17 protein-coding genes are annotated in these 16,959 nt (G+C 70.6%); 2 read left to right on the plus strand and 15 right to left on the minus strand.

Annotated features, from left to right (window positions below):
- Window positions 1-37 precede the first annotated feature (37 nt).
- The gene (locus AB3M83_RS09415) at window positions 38-841 is read right to left on the minus strand and encodes an isoprenyl transferase (protein ID WP_412947380.1); all 804 of its coding nucleotides are present in this window, start codon (window positions 839-841) and stop codon (window positions 38-40) included.
- Entirely contained in the window at window positions 838-1,566 is a 729-nt protein-coding gene (recO, locus tag AB3M83_RS09420; RefSeq protein ID WP_412947382.1) for a DNA repair protein RecO, read from the minus strand. The genes AB3M83_RS09415 and recO overlap by 4 nt, the downstream gene beginning before the upstream one ends.
- Before the next feature lie 35 nt (window positions 1,567-1,601).
- Between recO and AB3M83_RS09425 the strand changes: the two genes are divergently transcribed.
- Window positions 1,602-2,288, plus strand: coding sequence for a trimeric intracellular cation channel family protein (locus tag AB3M83_RS09425; RefSeq protein WP_412947385.1), 687 nt, complete (start codon window positions 1,602-1,604; stop codon window positions 2,286-2,288).
- 18 nt (window positions 2,289-2,306) lie between these two features.
- On the opposite strand, the gene leuA is transcribed toward AB3M83_RS09425, so the two are convergent.
- Window positions 2,307-4,067, minus strand: coding sequence for a 2-isopropylmalate synthase (gene leuA, locus AB3M83_RS09430; RefSeq protein WP_412947387.1), 1,761 nt, complete (start codon window positions 4,065-4,067; stop codon window positions 2,307-2,309).
- A gap of 199 nt (window positions 4,068-4,266) precedes the next feature.
- Between leuA and AB3M83_RS09435 the strand changes: the two genes are divergently transcribed.
- Entirely contained in the window at window positions 4,267-4,896 is a 630-nt protein-coding gene (locus AB3M83_RS09435; protein ID WP_412947389.1) for a hypothetical protein, read from the plus strand.
- Between the two features lie 57 nt (window positions 4,897-4,953).
- On the opposite strand, the gene AB3M83_RS09440 is transcribed toward AB3M83_RS09435, so the two are convergent.
- The 12 genes from AB3M83_RS09440 to lepA form a co-directional block, all read right to left on the minus strand.
- A complete protein-coding gene (locus tag AB3M83_RS09440) occupies window positions 4,954-5,880 on the minus strand; it encodes a zinc-binding dehydrogenase (RefSeq protein WP_412947392.1) in 927 nt (308 codons plus the stop codon).
- 35 nt (window positions 5,881-5,915) lie between these two features.
- The gene (era, locus tag AB3M83_RS09445) at window positions 5,916-6,806 is read right to left on the minus strand and encodes a GTPase Era (protein WP_412947395.1); all 891 of its coding nucleotides are present in this window, start codon (window positions 6,804-6,806) and stop codon (window positions 5,916-5,918) included.
- A 4-nt stretch (window positions 6,807-6,810) separates the two neighbouring features.
- Window positions 6,811-8,133, minus strand: a complete 1,323-nt coding sequence (locus AB3M83_RS09450) for a hemolysin family protein (RefSeq protein WP_412947398.1) — start codon at window positions 8,131-8,133, stop codon at window positions 6,811-6,813.
- A complete protein-coding gene (gene ybeY, locus AB3M83_RS09455) occupies window positions 8,130-8,597 on the minus strand; it encodes an rRNA maturation RNase YbeY (protein ID WP_412947400.1) in 468 nt (155 codons plus the stop codon). Before ybeY ends, AB3M83_RS09450 begins: the two co-directional genes overlap by 4 nt.
- A complete protein-coding gene (locus AB3M83_RS09460) occupies window positions 8,594-9,685 on the minus strand; it encodes a PhoH family protein (RefSeq protein ID WP_412947863.1) in 1,092 nt (363 codons plus the stop codon). Before AB3M83_RS09460 ends, ybeY begins: the two co-directional genes overlap by 4 nt.
- A 4-nt stretch (window positions 9,686-9,689) precedes the next feature.
- Entirely contained in the window at window positions 9,690-10,037 is a 348-nt protein-coding gene (locus AB3M83_RS09465) for an HIT domain-containing protein (protein WP_412947403.1), read from the minus strand.
- A gap of 50 nt (window positions 10,038-10,087) precedes the next feature.
- Complete coding sequence (locus AB3M83_RS09470) at window positions 10,088-10,825, minus strand: 16S rRNA (uracil(1498)-N(3))-methyltransferase (RefSeq protein ID WP_412947405.1); 738 nt, start codon at window positions 10,823-10,825, stop codon at window positions 10,088-10,090.
- Between the two features lie 3 nt (window positions 10,826-10,828).
- The gene (gene dnaJ / locus AB3M83_RS09475; protein ID WP_412947408.1) at window positions 10,829-11,941 is read right to left on the minus strand and encodes a molecular chaperone DnaJ; all 1,113 of its coding nucleotides are present in this window, start codon (window positions 11,939-11,941) and stop codon (window positions 10,829-10,831) included.
- A gap of 32 nt (window positions 11,942-11,973) precedes the next feature.
- Complete coding sequence (hrcA, locus tag AB3M83_RS09480; protein WP_412947410.1) at window positions 11,974-13,008, minus strand: heat-inducible transcriptional repressor HrcA; 1,035 nt, start codon at window positions 13,006-13,008, stop codon at window positions 11,974-11,976.
- A gap of 74 nt (window positions 13,009-13,082) precedes the next feature.
- Window positions 13,083-14,300 (minus strand): radical SAM family heme chaperone HemW, encoded by a 1,218-nt coding sequence (hemW, locus tag AB3M83_RS09485; protein ID WP_412947413.1) that lies wholly within the window; start codon window positions 14,298-14,300, stop codon window positions 13,083-13,085.
- On the minus strand, window positions 14,300-14,950 hold the full coding sequence (locus tag AB3M83_RS09490) for a DUF1990 domain-containing protein (protein ID WP_412947416.1): 651 nt from the start codon (window positions 14,948-14,950) through the stop codon (window positions 14,300-14,302). The genes hemW and AB3M83_RS09490 overlap by 1 nt, the downstream gene beginning before the upstream one ends.
- Window positions 14,951-14,976: 26 nt before the next feature.
- Window positions 14,977-16,827, minus strand: a complete 1,851-nt coding sequence (lepA, locus tag AB3M83_RS09495) for a translation elongation factor 4 (RefSeq protein WP_412947417.1) — start codon at window positions 16,825-16,827, stop codon at window positions 14,977-14,979.
- Window positions 16,828-16,959: the final 132 nt, after the last annotated feature.

Consider the following 16,959-nt stretch of genomic DNA (forward strand, 5'->3'; position numbering starts at 1 on the left):
ACGCGCGGAATGCGCGCCGGTATTCCGCCGATGCCCCTCAGGGCTGCGGAGCGTCCACGGCGCCCCCGAACCGGCGGTCCCGGGAGAGGAACAGCTCGATCGCGCCCCACAGGTCGGTGCGGGAGAAATCCGGCCACAGCGTGTCGAGGAACACCATCTCGGCGTAGGCGGCCTCCCACAGCAGGAAATTCGAGGTCCGCTGCTCACCGCTGGAGCGGATGAACAGGTCGACGTCGGGCATGTCGGGGACGTAGAGGTGGCGGCGCAGCGTCTTCTCGGTGATCGCGGAGGGCTTGAGCCTGCCGCTCGCGATCTGCTCCCCCATCGCCCGCATCGCGTCGATGATCTCGTGGCGGCCCCCGTAGTTGACGCACATCGTGAAGGTCAGCACGTCGTTGCCGCGCGTGAGCTCCTCGGCGAACTGCAGCTCCTTGATGACCGATCCCCAGAGGCGCGGCTTCCGGCCCGCCCAGCGGATCGCCACGCCCCACTCGTTCAGCTGATCGCGACGACGGTGCAGCACGTCGCGGTTGTAGCCCATGAGGAAGCGGACCTCCTCGGGCGATCGACTCCAGTTCTCCGTCGAGAACGCGTAGGCGCTGAGGTTCTTGACGCCGGCCTGGATGGCACCGGCGACGACGTCGAGGAGCACCTCCTCGCCGGCGCGATGTCCCTCGATGCGGGTGAGTCCCCGTCGGTTCGCCCACCGCCCGTTGCCGTCCATGACGATCGCGACATGGTTCGGGACGCCCCCTTTCGGGAACGCCGGCGGCTGCAGGCCGGTCCAGTCCAGCGGTCGGTAGGGCACCGCATCGCGATGGGTGTACGGCTTGGGACTCACCGGGGTGCCTCCAGATGGGACAGGGAGCGGATGCCGCGCTCGAGGTGCCACTGCGCGTACGCCGACACGAGGCCCGACGAGGCGGCCGTGGCGCCGTCACCGGCCGCGTCGACGACGTCCCACTCGCCGGCCAGGAGCGCGCGGAGGAGCTCACCGGTCTCGGGAGCGACCCGCGCAGCGCCGGCGGGCGCGCACGCGTCGCAGACGATCCCGCCCAGCTGGGCGACGAACCAGCGGTGCGGACCGGGCGCACCGCACCGCGCGCACGCCGACAGCGACGGCGCCCATCCCGACAGGGACATGACGCGCAGCAGGTAGGAGTCGAGGACCGACCGCGCGGCGTGGTCGCCGCGGGCCAGCGCACGCAGCCCGCCGACGAGGAGGAGGTACTGCTGCGGGGTCGCCTCGGCCTCGTTGAGCCGGTCCGCCGTCTCGACCATCGCAGAGGCCGCCGTGTACCGGTCGTAGTGGACCGCGATGTCGGCGCCGTACGCCCCGAGCGACTCCGCCTGCTGGATGATGTCGAGCGAGCGGCCCTTGTAGAGCTGGACGTCGGCGACCATGAACGGCTCCAGCCGCGCTCCGAAGCGGGACGACGTGCGGCGCACCCCCTTGGCGACGCCGCGGAGCTTGCCGTTGCGCCGGCTCAGCATCGTCACGATGCGGTCCGCCTCGCCCAGTTTGTGGGTGCGCAGGACCACGACCTCGTCGCGGTATGTCGGCATCCTCCGATTATCCCGCGAGCAGGCACAATGAAGGCGTGACCGAGCCGCAGTTCCTCATCCCGCTGTGGGCGGACCTGACCGCCGTCGGCCTCGGCGGCGTGCAGGGTGCCCTGTTCGCCTCGGGATTCGTCGGCCAGCGCCGCCTCGACCTGCTGGGTGTCGCGATCATCGGCATCGTGATGGGACTGGGCGGCGGTCTCATCCGGGATCTGCTGCTGAACACGACGCCGGTCACCCTGCAGAGCAACTGGTACCTGCTGACCGTGACCGGCGCCTCGCTGATCGGGATGCTCCTCGCCGGCGTCTTCCAGCGGCTGAACGGCGTCATCGTGGCGCTCGACGCCGTCGCGATCGGGATGTTCGGGGCCCTCGGGACCACGAAGGCACTCGCCCTGGGCCTGCCGCCGATCCCCGCCGTGTTCGTCGGCGCCTGTGCGGCCGTGGGCGGCGGCCTCCTCCGCGACGTCTTCATGGGTCTGCCCGTCGCCATGATGCACGTCGGGTCGCTCTACGCCGTGGCGGCGGCGGTCGGCTGCGCGGTCCTCGTCGCGCTCGATTCGCTCGGCTTCCAGGCGCTGCCCGCCGCCCTCGCGTGCATCGGCGTCACGGCGGTCATCCGCGTCCTCGCGGTGATCTTCGACATCTCGCTGCCCGAGCAGCGCGCCCTCTACCGGCGGAAGGTCGCCGTCGAGACCTCGACGATTCCCATCATCAGGCCCTGACGGCGACCCGCCGGCCCGTCAGACGCCGGCCAGCTCGCCGGCGTGGCGCCGGGTGCGGATGGCGCGGTTGACGGCCGAGACGACCGCCTTCAGACTCGCGGTGGAGATGTCGCCGTCGATCCCGACACCCCAGAGCCGCTGGTCGCCGACCTGGAGCTCGACGTACGCGGCGGCGTGGGCGTCCCCGCCCGCGCCGAGGGTGTGCTCGACGTAGTCGTACAGCGAGATCTCGAATCCTCGTTCCCGCAGCACCTCGAGGAAGGCGGCGATCGGGCCGTTGCCCGCGCCGGATGCCGCGACGCTCTCATCGCCATCGCGCAGCGTCACCTCGAGTCGCACATCGCCCGACATGTCGCTCCGGGTGCCGGTGGACAGCAGCTCGAAGCGCCCCCACTTGGCGTCGTCGGCGGCCGCAGGCAGGTACTCGTCGGAGAAGATGGACCAGATCTGATCGCTCGAGACCTCGCCGCCCTCGGCATCCGTCTTCGCCTGGACGACTCCGGAGAACTCGATCTGCAGCTTGCGCGGCAGGTCGATCGCGTGGTCCGCTTTCAGCAGGTAGGCCACGCCGCCCTTGCCGGACTGCGAGTTGACGCGGATGACGGCCTCGTACGAACGGCCCAGGTCCTTCGGGTCGATGGGCAGGTACGGCACGGCCCATTCGATCTCGTCGACGGACGTCCCGGCCGCCTCGGCCCGGGCAGCCATCGCCTCGAAGCCCTTCTTGATGGCGTCCTGATGCGACCCGCTGAACGCGGTGAACACGAGGTCACCCGCCCACGGACTCCGCTCGGGGACCGGCAGCTGGTTGCAGTACTCCGCGGTGCGCTTCACGTGGTCGATGTCGCTGAAGTCGATCTGCGGGTCGATGCCCTGCGTCAGCAGGTTGATGCCCAGCGCGACGAGGTCGACGTTGCCGGTGCGCTCGCCGTTGCCGAACAGGCATCCCTCGATCCGGTCCGCGCCGGCCAGGTAGCCGAGTTCGGCCGCCGCGACGGCCGTGCCGCGGTCGTTGTGCGGGTGGAGCGACAGGATGACGTTCTCGCGGTGGGCGAGGTGGCGGCTCATCCACTCGATCGAGTCGGCGTAGACGTTGGGCGTCGCCATCTCGACCGTCGCGGGCAGGTTGATGATGACCTTGCGGTCCGGCGTCGGCTCGAAGATCTCGATGACCTGATTGCAGATGTCCGCGGCGAACTCGAGCTCGGTCCCGGTGTAGCTCTCGGGCGAGTACTCGTAGTAGACGGTCGTCTCGGGGATGGTCTTCTCGAACCGCCGGCACAGCCGCGCGCCCTCGAGAGCGAGGTCGATGATGCCCTGCTCATCGCTGCGGAACACGACCTCGCGCTGCAGCACGCTCGTCGAGTTGTACAGGTGGACGATGGCCTGCTTCGCGCCGGCGATCGATTCGTAGGTCCGGGCGATGAGGTGCTCACGCGCCTGGGTCAGCACCTGGATGGTGACGTCGTCGGGGATCAGGTCGTCTTCGATGAGCTGCCGGACGAAGTCGAAGTCCGTCTGACTGGCGCTCGGGAATCCGACCTCGATCTCCTTGTAGCCCATCCCGACGAGCAGCTCGAACATGACGCGCTTGCGCTCGGGGCTCATCGGGTCGATGAGTGCCTGGTTGCCGTCGCGCAGGTCGACGGCGCACCAGCGGGGTGCGACCTCGATGCGCTTGCTCGGCCAGGTGCGATCGGGCAGATCGACGCGGATCTGCTCCGAGTACGGACGGTACTTGTGGATCGGTGCGCCCGAGGGCTTCTGGTTGTTTCGCATGGTGTGGCGTCTTCTCTCGTCTGCGTGATGGCGGACCCACGGAAAGCTCCGCGACGAGAGTGGCCCTTAATACGAGGTCTCGTCGCGGCAACTAAGAAGGAGCATGCCTGCGCGCATATGCCCACGTTACACCGGAAACACCGCGCTGCCATCCGGCGGTCGGCCGAGACGATCGCCACCGCCCCGACACTCCTCGAGCATGAAGCTCCGTCGTGTCACGGCCGGCTGCCTCCTGGGAGCAGCTCTCGTCCTCTCGTCGTGCGGGACACCCGCCGATCCCGCCCCGGCGGCCGACGCCCCCGCCGGGTTCTCGCTCGGTTCGCTGTGGCCCGCTCCCCCCGGCGGGGACGTCGTCGGTGAGGGCACCGTCCTCGACGACGGCTCCGGGCCGGAGCTGTGCCTCGGCGGCGTGATGGAGTCGTACCCGCCGCAGTGCGGTGGCATCCCGCTCGAGGGCTGGGACTGGGACGGCGTCGACGGCGCGGAGGAGGCTCCGGGCGTCACCTGGGGCGCGTACGCCGTCCAGGGCACCTACGACGGCGACACGCTCGCGCTCACCCAGCCGCCCATCCTGCTGGCGCTCTACGATCCGATGGCGCCTTCGGATCCAGGGCCGGGCGACGGCGGGACCGCGACGGCGGCCGAGCTGGCGGCGATCCAGGAGGGCCTCCCGGACCGGCTCGGCGCCGACCTCCTGAGCTCCACCACGACAGCCGGCCGGCTCGAGGTGCAGGTCGTGTGGGATGACGGCACGTGGCAGGATGCCGCGGACGACGACTACGGCGAGGGGACGGTCCTCATCCGCTCCGCCCTGCGCGAGGTCGGCTGACGCCCGGGGGATCGCCGGGTGCGCCGATCAGGGATGAGGGATCAGGGGATCAGGGGATCAGGGGATCAGGGCGATCTTGCCGCCCGCGTGCCCCGTCATGAGGAGCTCCGCCGCCTCGCGCGCCTGCTCGAGCGGGTAGGTGCGGGCGACGGGCACCTCGAGGAGACCGCGCTCAGCGAGGTCGATGATGGCGGGACGCGCCGCATCCCGGAACACGGCACTCGCGCGCTTCATCCCGCCGATCGCCACGATCCCGTCCGAGGCGACCCGGTCGGGGCGGACGATCGTGAGGATGCGGCTGCGGTCGGCGACGAGCGCCAGCGAGACGTCGATCGCCTCGTCCGTGCCGATCGCGTCGACCGCCGCCGCATAGGGGCCGCCGGCATCCACGGCACGGTCGGCGAGACCGGGACCGTATGCGATGGGGATGCCGCCGTAGCGGCGGACCGTGTCGGCTCGGGCGTCGCTCGCCGTCCCCACCACGCGGATGCCGCGCACCGCGGCCTGCTGCAGCACGCTGACGCCCACCGCACCCGACGCCCCGTGGAGCAGGATCGTGTCGCCCTCGCCCGCGCCGGTCAGCTCCACGAGCTCCGCGGCGGTCGCACCGGCCAGGAGCAGGTTGGCGGCCGCGGGGTGCGTGAGCGTGCGCGGCTTGGCGAACACCTTCTCGGCGGGAAGGGTCAGCTCGGTCGCATACCCGCCGGTCACGCGGAACGCGACGACCTCGTCCCCGATCGACCCGGATCCGGATCCGATCGACGTGTCCGGTCCGATCGCGGCGATCTCGCCCGAGACCTCGTAGCCGAGCGGGACCGGGAAGGTGGCCCCGGGCCGGGCGCTGTGCTTCACATCCGCCGGGTTCATGCCGGCGGCGTGGACCCGGATGGTGACCTCCCCCGCCTGCGGCGCGGGAACGTCCACCTCTCGCAGCTCCCAGGTCTCGAGACCCTCGGGTCCCGTCGCGAACCATGCCTGCGCCATGCCGTCCTCCTCGGTGAGAGCCGTGCCGGATGTGATCAGAAGCCGAGTCGCCCCAGCTGCTTCGGGTCCCGCTGCCATTCCTTCGCGACCCGCACCCGCAACGACAGGAACACCCGCCGGCCCACGAGCGGCTCGATGCCGGCGCGCGCCCGGGCGCCCACGTCGGCGAGGCGGGACCCCTTCTTGCCGATGATGATCGCCTTCTGACTGTCGCGCTCGACCACGATGTTCGCGAAGATGTCGGTCAGATCGCTGTCCTCACGGTCCGCGACGTCCTCCACCGTCACCGCGATGGAGTGCGGCAGCTCGTCACGGACGCCGTCGAGGGCTGCCTCGCGGATGATCTCGGCGATGCGGTCCTCGAGCGTCTCGTCGGTGACGATGCCCTCGGGATACAGCGCCGGGCCCTTCGGCATGAGCTTCAGCAGCTCGTCGGCGAGGACGTCCAGCTGGTCGTCGGTCACCGCGGAGAGCGGGATGACGGCATCCCAGTCCTCCCGCAGGGCATCGACCTCCATGAGCCGCTCGGTGATCTGATCGCGCGAGGCGATGTCGACCTTGGTGACGATCGCGATCTTCTTGGCGCGGCCGTATCCGTCGAGTGACGCGGCGATCCGCCGGTCGCCGGGACCGACCTTCTCGGTCGCCGGGACGAGGAACCCGATCGCGTCGACGTCGCCGAGCACCTGCTCGACGAGGTCGTTGAGTCGCTGGCCGAGGAGCGTGCGGGGCTTGTGGATGCCGGGCGTGTCGACGATCACGAGCTGTCCGGACGGACGGTTCAGGATGCCGCGGATCGCGCGGCGGGTCGTCTGCGGCTTGTCGCTGGTGATGGCGACCTTCTCGCCGACGAGCGCGTTGGTCAGTGTGGACTTGCCGACGTTGGGCCTGCCGACGAAGGTGACGAATCCGGAACGCTGGGACATGGGTCTACTCCGATCCCCGCGAGATGCGGAGCTCTCCGGTGCGGGTCGAGGGCGCCACGTCGGCGGTCTCGAAGCTTTCTGAACGCTCGACGAACACGGTCGCCAGGCCGCGTCCGCGACCGAGGGACGTGCCGCCGGTGAGGATGAGACCGCTGTGCTCGACGCGCGCCCCCGGGACCGGGACGCTGCCGAGCGCCTTGCCGAACAGGCCGCCGATCGAGTCGACGTCGTCGTCTTCGAGCTCGATCCCGAAGAGGTCGCCGACCTCGTCCAGACCGAGGCGTGCGCTCACCCGGAACCGGCCGTTCCCGAGGTCCGACACCTCGGTGGTCCGCGCGTCGTACTCGTCGGCGATCTCGCCGACGAGCTCCTCGATGAGGTCCTCGAGCGTCACGAGGCCGGACACCCCGCCGTACTCGTCGATCACCAGGCAGACGTGCACCGCTTCGCGCTTCATCTGCTGCAGCAGCGTCTCGGCGCGCATCGACTCGGGCACGAAGACCGCCGGCCGCGCGATCTGCGCCACCGGGACCCCGCGCCAGGCGGTCTCGTCGCGGAAGGCGAACTGGACGAGGTCCTTCAGGTAGACGACGCCGGTGATGTCGTCGGCTTCGCCGTCGGCGACGGGGATGCGCGAGACGCCCTTGTCGAGGAACAGCGTCATCGCCTGCTGCGTGGTGGCGGCGGCGTCCATGGTCACCATGTCGGTCCGCGGCACCATCACCGCCCGGACGAACCGGTCGGTGAAGTCGAACACCGAGTGGATGAGCGAGCGGTCGTCCTCCTCGATGAGATCCTGCGACGCGGCCTCGTCGACCATGCTGAGCAGCTGCTCCTCGGACGAGAACGAGGTGTTGCGGTTGATCCCCGGGGTGAGCCGGTCGCCGATCAGCACCAGCAGGTGGGCGAGCGGGCCGAGCACGATGCGCGCGCCCCGGATGAGGCGGCCGCAGGTGCGGAGGAACGCCTTCGAGTGCTGGCGTCCGACCGCGCGGGGCGAGGCGCCGACGAGGACGAACGACGTGATGGTCATGACGATCACCGCGGCGAGCATCGCCCACCAGATGTTCTGGAACAGGAGCGTGAACGCGACCGTCACGAGCACGGCCGCCGCCGTCTCGACGAGGATGCGGATGAAGACGACGGCGGTGCGGTGGGCGTCGGGATCGGCCGCGATCCGTGCCAGCGACTCGGCGCCGCGGCCGTCCTCGGCGAGGTCGGCGAGGTCGCTGCGCGACGTGACGTCGAGCGCCGCCTCGAGCGACGCCATGAGTCCGCCGAGTGCGACCAGCAGGACGGCGGCGAGGAGGAGGAGGAGCTCGGTCATGCGCGGCGTCGGCGCTCGACGGCGCGGAACGACGCGATGAGTTCCTTCTGCAGACCGAACATCTCACGTTCCTCGTCGGGCTCGGCGTGGTCGAACCCGAGCAGGTGCAGCAGCCCGTGGGTCGTGAGCAGGATGAGCTCGTCGATCGTGGGGTGACCGGCGGCCTGGGCCTGGGTCTCGGCCACCTGCGGGCACAGCACGATGTCCCCCAGCAGGCCCGCGGGCGTGGGCGCCTCGTCCGTGCCCGGGCGCAGCTCGTCCATCGGGAAGCTCAGCACGTCGGTCGGTCCCGGCTCGTCCATCCACTGCACGTGCAGCGCCTCCATGGCGCCCTCGTCGACCAGGAGGATCGCGAGGTCGGCATCCGGGCTGACGTGCAGCTCGGCGAGATTGTGCTCGGTCAGGCGCAGGAGCACGGTCTCGTCGATGGCGACCGCCGACTCGTTGGTGATCTCGATGGTCATGATCGTCCTCGCTTGGGCTGACGGTCCCGGGGTCCGGGACGCGTGGGGCGGTCGTGGGCACGGCGCTCGGCACGGTTGGCGAACTCGGTCGCCTCGTCGCGATCGCGGCGGGCGGCGAGCCGCTCCTCGTCGTACACGCTGTACGCGTCCACGATCCGGCCGACCAGGGTGTGACGCACGACGTCGGCGCTCGTCAGCCGGCTGAAGTGGATGTCGTCGATGTCCTTCAGGACCCGGGTCACCAGGCGGAGCCCGCTCGATCCCTGCGGCAGGTCGACCTGCGTGATGTCGCCGGTGACCACCATCCGCGTGCCGAAGCCCAGCCGCGTGAGGAACATCTTCATCTGCTCGGGCGTCGTGTTCTGCGCCTCGTCGAGGACCACGAAGGAGTCATTGAGGGTGCGACCGCGCATGTAGGCGAGCGGCGCGACCTCGATCGTCCCGGAGGCCATGAGCTTCGGCACCAGTTCGGGGTCCATCATCTCGTTCAGCGCGTCGTACAGCGGGCGCAGATACGGGTCGATCTTGTCGGTGAGGGTGCCGGGCAGGAACCCGAGCCGCTCCCCCGCCTCGACGGCCGGACGCGTCAGGATGATGCGACTGACCTCCTTGCGCTGCAGGGCCTGCACGGCCTTCGCCATCGCGAGGTACGTCTTGCCGGTGCCGGCGGGACCGATGCCGAACACGATCGTGTTCTCCTCGATCGCGTCGACGTACTCCTTCTGACCGAGCGTCTTCGGACGGATGACCTTGCCGCGGGACGACAGGATCGCCTCGCCGAGTACCTCGGAGGGCCGGAGGCCGGCGTCGGAGCGGAGGATCCGGCTCGACTGGGTCACATCGCTCGGATCGAGGCCCTGCCCCGCGCGCGCCATCCCGATGAGCTCGTCGACGAGGGCCCGGGCGCGGGCGACGGCTTCCCGCTCGCCCGTCAGCGTGATCTCGTTGCCGCGGACGTGCACCTGCACCTCGGGGTGCTCGCGCTCGACCGTGCGCAGCAGCCGGTCCTGCGGGCCGAGCAGCTGCACCATCGCGACGCCGTCCGCGTAGATGCGGTCGACCGTGGCGCCGTCGCCGGCCCCCGCCATGTCGTCAGGCACCCATGCTCCCTTCGGCCAGGCCGCCGCCGAGCACGTGCGCGTGCACGTGGAAGACGGTCTGCCCGGCGCCCTCGCCGGTGTTGAAGACGAGCCGGAAGTCGCCGCCGGCGTGCTCGGCCGCGACCGAGTTCGCCAGGCCCACGATCTCGGCCAGCAGCGCGGGGTCGCCTGCGGCGAGCTCGACGACGTTGCGGTAGTCCTGCGTCTTGGGGATGACGAGCAGGTGGACGGGAGCCTTCGGCGCGTTGTCGCGGATGGCGAAGGCGTTGTCGGTCTCAGCGATGATCTCCGCGGGGATCTCGCCCTGGAAGATGCGCGTGAAGACGGAGGGTTCGCTCATCCCCTCAGTCTAGCGATCGCGTCCCGCGGCGGTCCCGGTCGCCGGTGCGGTCACCAGCGGCCGAGCGCCGCATTCACGAGGGCGAGCGCGACCGGCCCGGCCGTCGAGGTGCGCAGGACCGTGTCGCCCAGCCGGACGAGGGTGGCTCCGGCCTGTTCGAGCGTCGCGAGCTCGTCCGGGGCGATGCCGCCCTCGGGCCCCACCACGAGCACGACGTCGCGGGTGTCGGCGGCATCCAGGGCCACCTCGGTGAGCGAGACGGATGCCGTCGGCTCGAGGACCAGCATCCGGCACCGCTCGGACCGGGCCGCGAGCTGACGCGTGGAGCTCGGATCCGAGACGACGGCGAGCCAGGATCGGTGCGCCTGCTTGGCGGCCTCCCGCGCGATCGTCTCCCAGCGTGCGACGCCTTTCGCGGCCTTGGCGGCATCCCACCGCGATACGCTGCGCGCCGCCTGCCAGGGCACGATCTCATCGACGCCGAGCTCGGTCGCCGCCTGCACGGCGAGCTCGTCGCGGTCGCCCTTCGCAAGGGCCTGGACCAGCACCGTGCGCGGCGTCGGCGCGGGGGTCACGACGCGCTCCCCGACCTCGACTCGGACCTCTTTCGGCGCGACGGATGCCACTGCTCCCGTCAGCCGGACGCCCCGCCCGTCGCCGACCGTGACCTCTTCGCCGACACGGACGCGGCGGACGGCCGCGGCGTGATGCGCCTCGGCGCCGGTCAGCACGAGGGTGTCACCGGGATGGGCGTCCGTCGCCGTGTCGAGGAGGAAGTGCAGCGCCATGGGTCAGCGCTTGAACTTGTCGCGCAGCTTCGCGAACAGGCCGGGGTGGAACTCCGCCAGCCGCGGCGGGCCGGGCTTGGTCCGCTTCGCCAGGTCGGCGATCAGGGCGCGGGACTTGGGATCGAGGTGCGACGGCGTCACGACCTGCACACCGACCCGGAGGTCGCCCCGCTGGGTGCCCCGGAGCGGGGTGATGCCGCGGCCGCGGACCGTGAGGACCTCGCCCGCCTGGATCCCGGATCTGATGTCGAGGTCGACCGGACCGTCGAGCGAGTCGATGCTGGTGCTCGTCCCGAGGATCGCGTCGACCATCGACACCTCCAGGGTGGCGAGCAGGTCGTCGCCGTCGCGGCTGAAGACGTCGTGCGGCTCGACCGTCACCTCGAGGTAGAGGTCGCCGTTGGGACCGCCGGCAGGACCGACCTCGCCCGAGCCGGGCAGCTGCAGCCGCAGCCCCGACTCGACGCCGGCGGGGATGTCGATCGAGACCGTGCGGCGCGAGCGCACCCGGCCCTGACCCTGGCACGTGGAGCACGGGTACGGGATCGTCGTGCCGTAGCCCTGGCAGGTCGTGCAGGGCTGCGAGGTGACGACGTTGCCGAGAAGGCTCCGGACGGTGCGCTGGATCTGGCCCGATCCGTGACAGATGTCGCAGGTGACCGGCTGGGTGCCCGGCTGGCAGCACGAGCCCTGACACGTCTCGCACAGCACCGCGGTGTCGACCTCGATGTCGCGGTGCACACCGAAGACGACGTCGCCGAGGGTCAGGTCGACGCGCACGAGCGCGTCCTGGCCGCGCTCGCGGCGGGAGCGCGGGCGCCCGGCGCGGCCGCCGCCGCCGCCGCCGCCGAAGAACGTCTCGAAGATGTCGCTGAAGCCGCCGAAGCCAGCGCCACCGAAGCCGGCGGCGCTGTCGCCGCCCATGTCGTAGCGCTGGCGCTGCTCGGGGTCGCTCAGCACGTCGTACGCGTGCGTCACGAGCTTGAAGCGCTCGGACGCGTCCTCGCCCGGGTTCACATCCGGGTGCAGCTGGCGCGCCAGCCGTCGGTACGCCTTCTTGATCTCCTCGGGGCTCGCGTCGCGCGCGACACCGAGGACCTCGTAGTGGTCAGCCACATTCGCCTTTCCGGCCCGGAGGCCGATTCAGATCAGCGCGCCTTCTCGTCTTCCTCGAGCAGGCGGCTCAGATAGTGCGCGACGGCTCGGACCGACGCGAGGTTGCTGGGGTAGTCCATGCGGGTCGGGCCGAGCACCCCGAGACGCGCCCGGGACCCCACGACGTCGTAGTCGCCCGCGACGACCGACGCCTCCGCGAGACCGAAGGGCTCGTTCTCCCGCCCGATGCTGGTCGCGAGGCCGTGCTCGTCGGCCACCATCTCCCCCATCAGGCGCAGGAGCGTCACCTGCTCCTCGATCGCCTCCAGGAGCGGGTAGATGCTGCCGCGGAAGTCGGATTCCCGGCGCGCGAGGGTGGCGGACCCGGCCATGACGAGACGGTCGTGCCGGAAGTCCTCGAGCTCCTCGCCGAGAGTGCGCAGGATGATGCGGGTGTTGTCCTCGCGGCCGTCCGCGGGCTCCACGTCGAGCAGCCGGGTGATCGCTGCGGCGCCGTCGGCGACGCTCTTCCCCGTCAGCAGCGTCGCCATGGCGATCTTGAGCTGCGCCGTCTCGTCCGCCGACGGCTCCGACGCGAGGAAGGCCACGCGTTGCGAGACGCGACCGGTGTCGGTGACGACGATGACCACGGCGCGCGTGCCGCCGAGGTGGACGACCTCGACGTGGGAGACGTCGGCACGGGCGAACGACGGGTACTGCACGATGGCCACCTGGCCGGTGAGCCGGGTGAGCGTCCGCACGGTGCGGACGAGCAGGTCGTCGAGATCGCCGGTGTCCTCGAGGAACGCTCCGATCGCCGTCCGCTGCGCCGGGCTCAGCGGACGGAGCTCGGCGAGATGGTCGACGAAGACGCGGTAGCCCTTGTCGGTGGGCACGCGGCCCGACGAGGTGTGCGGGGCGACGATGAGATCCTCGTCCTCCAGCATCGCCATGTCGTTGCGGATCGTGGCGGCGGAGACGCCGAAGTGATGCCGGTCGACGATCGCCTTGCTGCCGACGGGCTCACGCGTGTCGACGTAGTCCTGCACGATCGCACGGAGGACCTGAAGACCGCGTTCCGAGACCATCACTCCTCCTCCTCGCTGGCACTCTCAATCGCCGAGTGCCAATTCTACCGCGTCGAACCGGCCGCCGCCGGATTTCACGCCGTCAGCGCGCGGACCACGGCATCGGCGAGCAGCCGTCCGCGGCGGGTCAGCACCACGTTCCCCGCGATGGCGGCGGCGCCGTCAACGAGACCGTCGGCGATCAGGGATGCCACCTGGCGCCGGCCCGCCTCGGTGGCCTCGGACACCGGGACCCCGTCGACGATGCGCGAGCGCAGCAGGATGTCCTCGAGGCGTCGCGCCTCGGGCTCGGGACGCTCGCGACCCGCCGCCGGGGACTGCCCGAGCGCCATCCGCTGCGCGTACGCCGCCGGGTGCTTGACGTTCCACCAGCGGAGGCCGCCGATGTGGCTGTGGGCGCCGGGGCCGTATCCCCACCAGTCCTGACTGCGCCAGTACGACATGTTGTGACGCGAGCGCTGATCGCGTCCCGTCGCCCAGTTCGACACCTCGTACCAGCCGTAGCCGGCGCCGGCGAGGAGTTCGTCGGCCAGTTCGTACATGTCCGCCTGGAGGTCGTCGTCCGGGGCCGGGACCTCCCCGCGCCGGATCTGACGCTCGAGCTTCGTCCCCTCCTCGACGATGAGGGCGTACGCCGAGACGTGGTCGGGGGCGAGGGCGATCGCCGTCTCCAGCGACGTGCGCCAGTCGTCGAGGCTCTCTCCGGGCGCGCCGTAGATCAGGTCGAGGCTCACCGCGAGCCCCGCGCGTCGCGCCGCCGTGACGGCGGTCCCGATGTTGGCGGGGTCGTGCGTGCGGTCGAGCGCGGCGAGCACGTGCGGGACGGACGACTGCATGCCGATCGACAGCCGGGTGACGCCCGCGCCGGCGAGGGTCGCGGCGACGGCATCCGTCATCGTGTCCGGGTTGGCTTCGACCGTCACTTCGGCGCCGTCGGCGAGCCCGAAGGCGCTGCGGACGCCGTCGAGCATGCGCGCGAGGTCGCCGGGCGGCAGCAGCGTGGGCGTGCCGCCGCCGAAGAAGACGGTCGCGGCGGGGCGGAGCGCGCCGCGATCAGCGAGCACGCGCTGCGACAGCGCGATCTCGCGCAGCACCTCGTCGGCGTAGGCGTCCTGACGTGCGCCCCGCAGCTCGGTGGCGGTGTACGTGTTGAAGTCGCAGTACCCGCACCGCACACGGCAGAACGGGACGTGGAGATAGACGCCGAAATCGGCGGCGCGGTCGAGCGCCAGTCCGTCCGGCAGGGCGCCGTCGGGCGGGGCGGGGTCGCCGAGGGGAAGGGCCGATCCCATCAGGATCCGGTCGCGTACAGCGGCGAGATCGCCCGCAGGTAGCCCTGGAAGAGCTCGCGGCGGCGGCGCTTCACGAGCCGGCGGATCACACGGTACAGCGACCCGGTCGGCCGGTCGAACGCGCGGACGGTGAACCAGACCTCGTCGTTGTCGCGCCATTCCAGCAGGAAGGACTCCTCACCGCTGACGACCGAGCCGCCGACGGTGCCGAGGGAGAACCCGACCCGGCGCGGCTCGTCGATGACGGAGATGACCCGAAGCTCGGCGTCGGCGCGGCATCCGCCGACGCGGCCGCGCAGATGGACAGTCGCACCCGGGCTGACGTAGGGCGTGCCGTCGGCGTCGAAGCGCTGCTCCTGATCGAGGCGACTCGGCTGCACCGGGGTGCCCTCGGCGTCGAAGGCGACGCCGGTGTACATGGGGCCGGATGCCGGGTGCACGTCGCGCACCGTCAGCCCGGCGCCGCGCTGCGCGCCCCACGAGAGCAGCTGGTCGGCGGACGCCGTGAAGCGCGCCTCACCGCTGCCGATGCGCCACGACGCCTCGGCGGGGATGCTGCCCTGCGGCGGGTACCCCATGAGGTCCGCTGCCTGCGTCGCCCCGACGGCGGCGTAATCGACCGTTCCGGCCTGGAAACTCCCGCGGCGCATGACACCTGCCTTTCTGTCGACCCGGGCTACTTCTTGTCCTTGCCCTCGACATCGCCCGAGAGCGCCGCGATGAACGCCTCCTGGGGGACCTCGACGCGGCCGACCATCTTCATGCGCTTCTTGCCCTCCTTCTGCTTCTCGAGGAGCTTGCGCTTGCGGGTGATGTCACCGCCGTAGCACTTCGCGAGGACGTCCTTGCGGATGGCGCGGATGTTCTCGCGGGCGATGATGCGGGCGCCGATCGCCGCCTGGATGGGGACCTCGAACTGCTGGCGCGGGATGAGCTTGCGGAGCCGCTCGGTCATCAGCGTGCCGTACGCGTACGCCTTCTCGCGGTGGACGATCGAGCTGAACGCGTCGACCTTCTCACCCTGCAGCAGGATGTCGACCTTGACGAGATCGGCCGTCTGCGATCCGGCGGGCTCGTAGTCGAGACTCGCGTAGCCCTGCGTCTTCGACTTCAGGTGGTCGAAGAAGTCGAAGACGATCTCGCCGAGCGGCATGTTGTAGCGCAGCTCGACGCGATCCTCGCTGAGGTAGTCCATGCCGAGCAGGGTGCCCCGCCGGGTCTGGCAGAGCTCCATGACGGTGCCGACGTAGTCCTTGGGTAGCAGGATGCCGACCTTGACGACGGGCTCGGAGACCTCGTCGACGCGACCGTCGGGGTACTCGCTCGGGTTCGTGACGGTCACGATCTCGCCGGTGTCGGTCTTGACCTCGTATGTCACCGACGGCGCCGTCGTGATGAGGTCGAGGTCGAACTCGCGGGCGAGTCGCTCGGTGATGATCTCGAGGTGGAGGAGCCCGAGGAAGCCGCACCGGAACCCGAACCCGAGCGCGACGGAGGTCTCGGGCTCGTACTGCAGGGAGGCATCCGACAGCTTCAGCTTGTCGAGCGCCTCACGCAGGATGGCGTAGTCGCTGCCGTCGATCGGGTACACGCCCGAGAAGACCATGGGCTTCGGGTCGGTGTACCCGGGGAGCGCTTCGGTCGCGGGCTTCCGGTGGTTCGTGATGGTGTCGCCGACCTTCGACTGACGGACGTCCTTCACACCGGTGATCAGGTAGCCCACCTCGCCGACGCCGAGACCCTTCGTGGGGACGGGTTCGGGGCTCGACACGCCGATCTCGAGGAGCTCATGGGTCGCCCGCGTCGACATCATCTGGATCCGCTCGCGCGGCTCGAGCTTGCCGTCGATCATGCGGACGTACGTGACCACGCCGCGGTACGCGTCGTAGACGGAGTCGAAGATCATGGCTCGAGCGGGCGCGTCCGCGTCGCCGCCGGGCGCCGGGATGCGTTCGACGATCCTGTCGAGCAGCTCCTCCACGCCCATGCCGGTCTTCCCCGACACGCGCAGCACGTCCTCGGGCGATCCGCCGATGAGGTTCGCCAGCTCGGCGGCGTACTTGTCGGGGTCGGCCGCAGGCAGGTCGATCTTGTTGAGCACGGGGATGATCTGGAGGTCGTTCTCGAGCGCCAGGTAGAGGTTCGCGAGGGTCTGCGCCTCGATCCCCTGTGCGGCGTCGACCAGCAGGATCGCGCCTTCGCACGCCGCGAGCGAGCGGCTGACCTCGTACGTGAAGTCGACGTGACCGGGGGTGTCGATCATGTTGAGCGCGAACGTGCCGTCCGCGGTGGCCCACGGCATCCGGACGGCCTGCGACTTGATCGTGATGCCGCGCTCGCGCTCGATGTCCATGCGGTCGAGGTACTGGGCGCGCATGTCGCGGTCGGAGACGACGCCGGTGATCTGCAGCATGCGATCGGCCAGGGTGGACTTGCCGTGGTCGATGTGGGCGATGATGCAGAAATTGCGGATCTGCGCGGGCGGCGTGGCCGCGGGCTGCAGAGGCGTGAGAGCGCGGGGTGACATGACCCCTGGAGTCTACCGGCGTCGGGGAGAGCGTCCCCGCCGTGTCGCGAACCGCACGGTAGCCGGTCCGGCGCCGACACGCCAGGTTTCGGCGTCGTGAGAAAGAGTTAACCGAATGCGCACTTGTGGGGC

The organism is Microbacterium pasadenense, assembly GCF_047246565.1.
GTDB lineage: Bacteria > Actinomycetota > Actinomycetes > Actinomycetales > Microbacteriaceae > Microbacterium.

Excerpts from the sequence above, each read along its gene's own strand:
- recO (WP_412947382.1), bottom strand. The coding sequence starts at position 1,566 with ATGCCGACATACCGCGACGAGGTCGTGGTCCTGCGCACCCACAAACTG.
- leuA (WP_412947387.1), bottom strand. The coding sequence starts at position 4,067 with ATGCGAAACAACCAGAAGCCCTCGGGCGCACCGATCCACAAGTACCGT.
- AB3M83_RS09435 (WP_412947389.1), top strand. The coding sequence starts at position 4,267 with ATGAAGCTCCGTCGTGTCACGGCCGGCTGCCTCCTGGGAGCAGCTCTC.
- AB3M83_RS09440 (WP_412947392.1), bottom strand. The coding sequence starts at position 5,880 with ATGGCGCAGGCATGGTTCGCGACGGGACCCGAGGGTCTCGAGACCTGG.
- era (WP_412947395.1), bottom strand. The coding sequence starts at position 6,806 with ATGTCCCAGCGTTCCGGATTCGTCACCTTCGTCGGCAGGCCCAACGTC.
- AB3M83_RS09450 (WP_412947398.1), bottom strand. The coding sequence starts at position 8,133 with ATGACCGAGCTCCTCCTCCTCCTCGCCGCCGTCCTGCTGGTCGCACTC.
- ybeY (WP_412947400.1), bottom strand. The coding sequence starts at position 8,597 with ATGACCATCGAGATCACCAACGAGTCGGCGGTCGCCATCGACGAGACC.
- AB3M83_RS09460 (WP_412947863.1), bottom strand. The coding sequence starts at position 9,685 with ATGGCGGGGGCCGGCGACGGCGCCACGGTCGACCGCATCTACGCGGAC.
- AB3M83_RS09465 (WP_412947403.1), bottom strand. The coding sequence starts at position 10,037 with ATGAGCGAACCCTCCGTCTTCACGCGCATCTTCCAGGGCGAGATCCCC.
- AB3M83_RS09470 (WP_412947405.1), bottom strand. The coding sequence starts at position 10,825 with ATGGCGCTGCACTTCCTCCTCGACACGGCGACGGACGCCCATCCCGGT.
- hrcA (WP_412947410.1), bottom strand. The coding sequence starts at position 13,008 with ATGGTCTCGGAACGCGGTCTTCAGGTCCTCCGTGCGATCGTGCAGGAC.
- hemW (WP_412947413.1), bottom strand. The coding sequence starts at position 14,300 with ATGGGATCGGCCCTTCCCCTCGGCGACCCCGCCCCGCCCGACGGCGCC.
- AB3M83_RS09490 (WP_412947416.1), bottom strand. The coding sequence starts at position 14,950 with ATGCGCCGCGGGAGTTTCCAGGCCGGAACGGTCGATTACGCCGCCGTC.
- lepA (WP_412947417.1), bottom strand. The coding sequence starts at position 16,827 with ATGTCACCCCGCGCTCTCACGCCTCTGCAGCCCGCGGCCACGCCGCCC.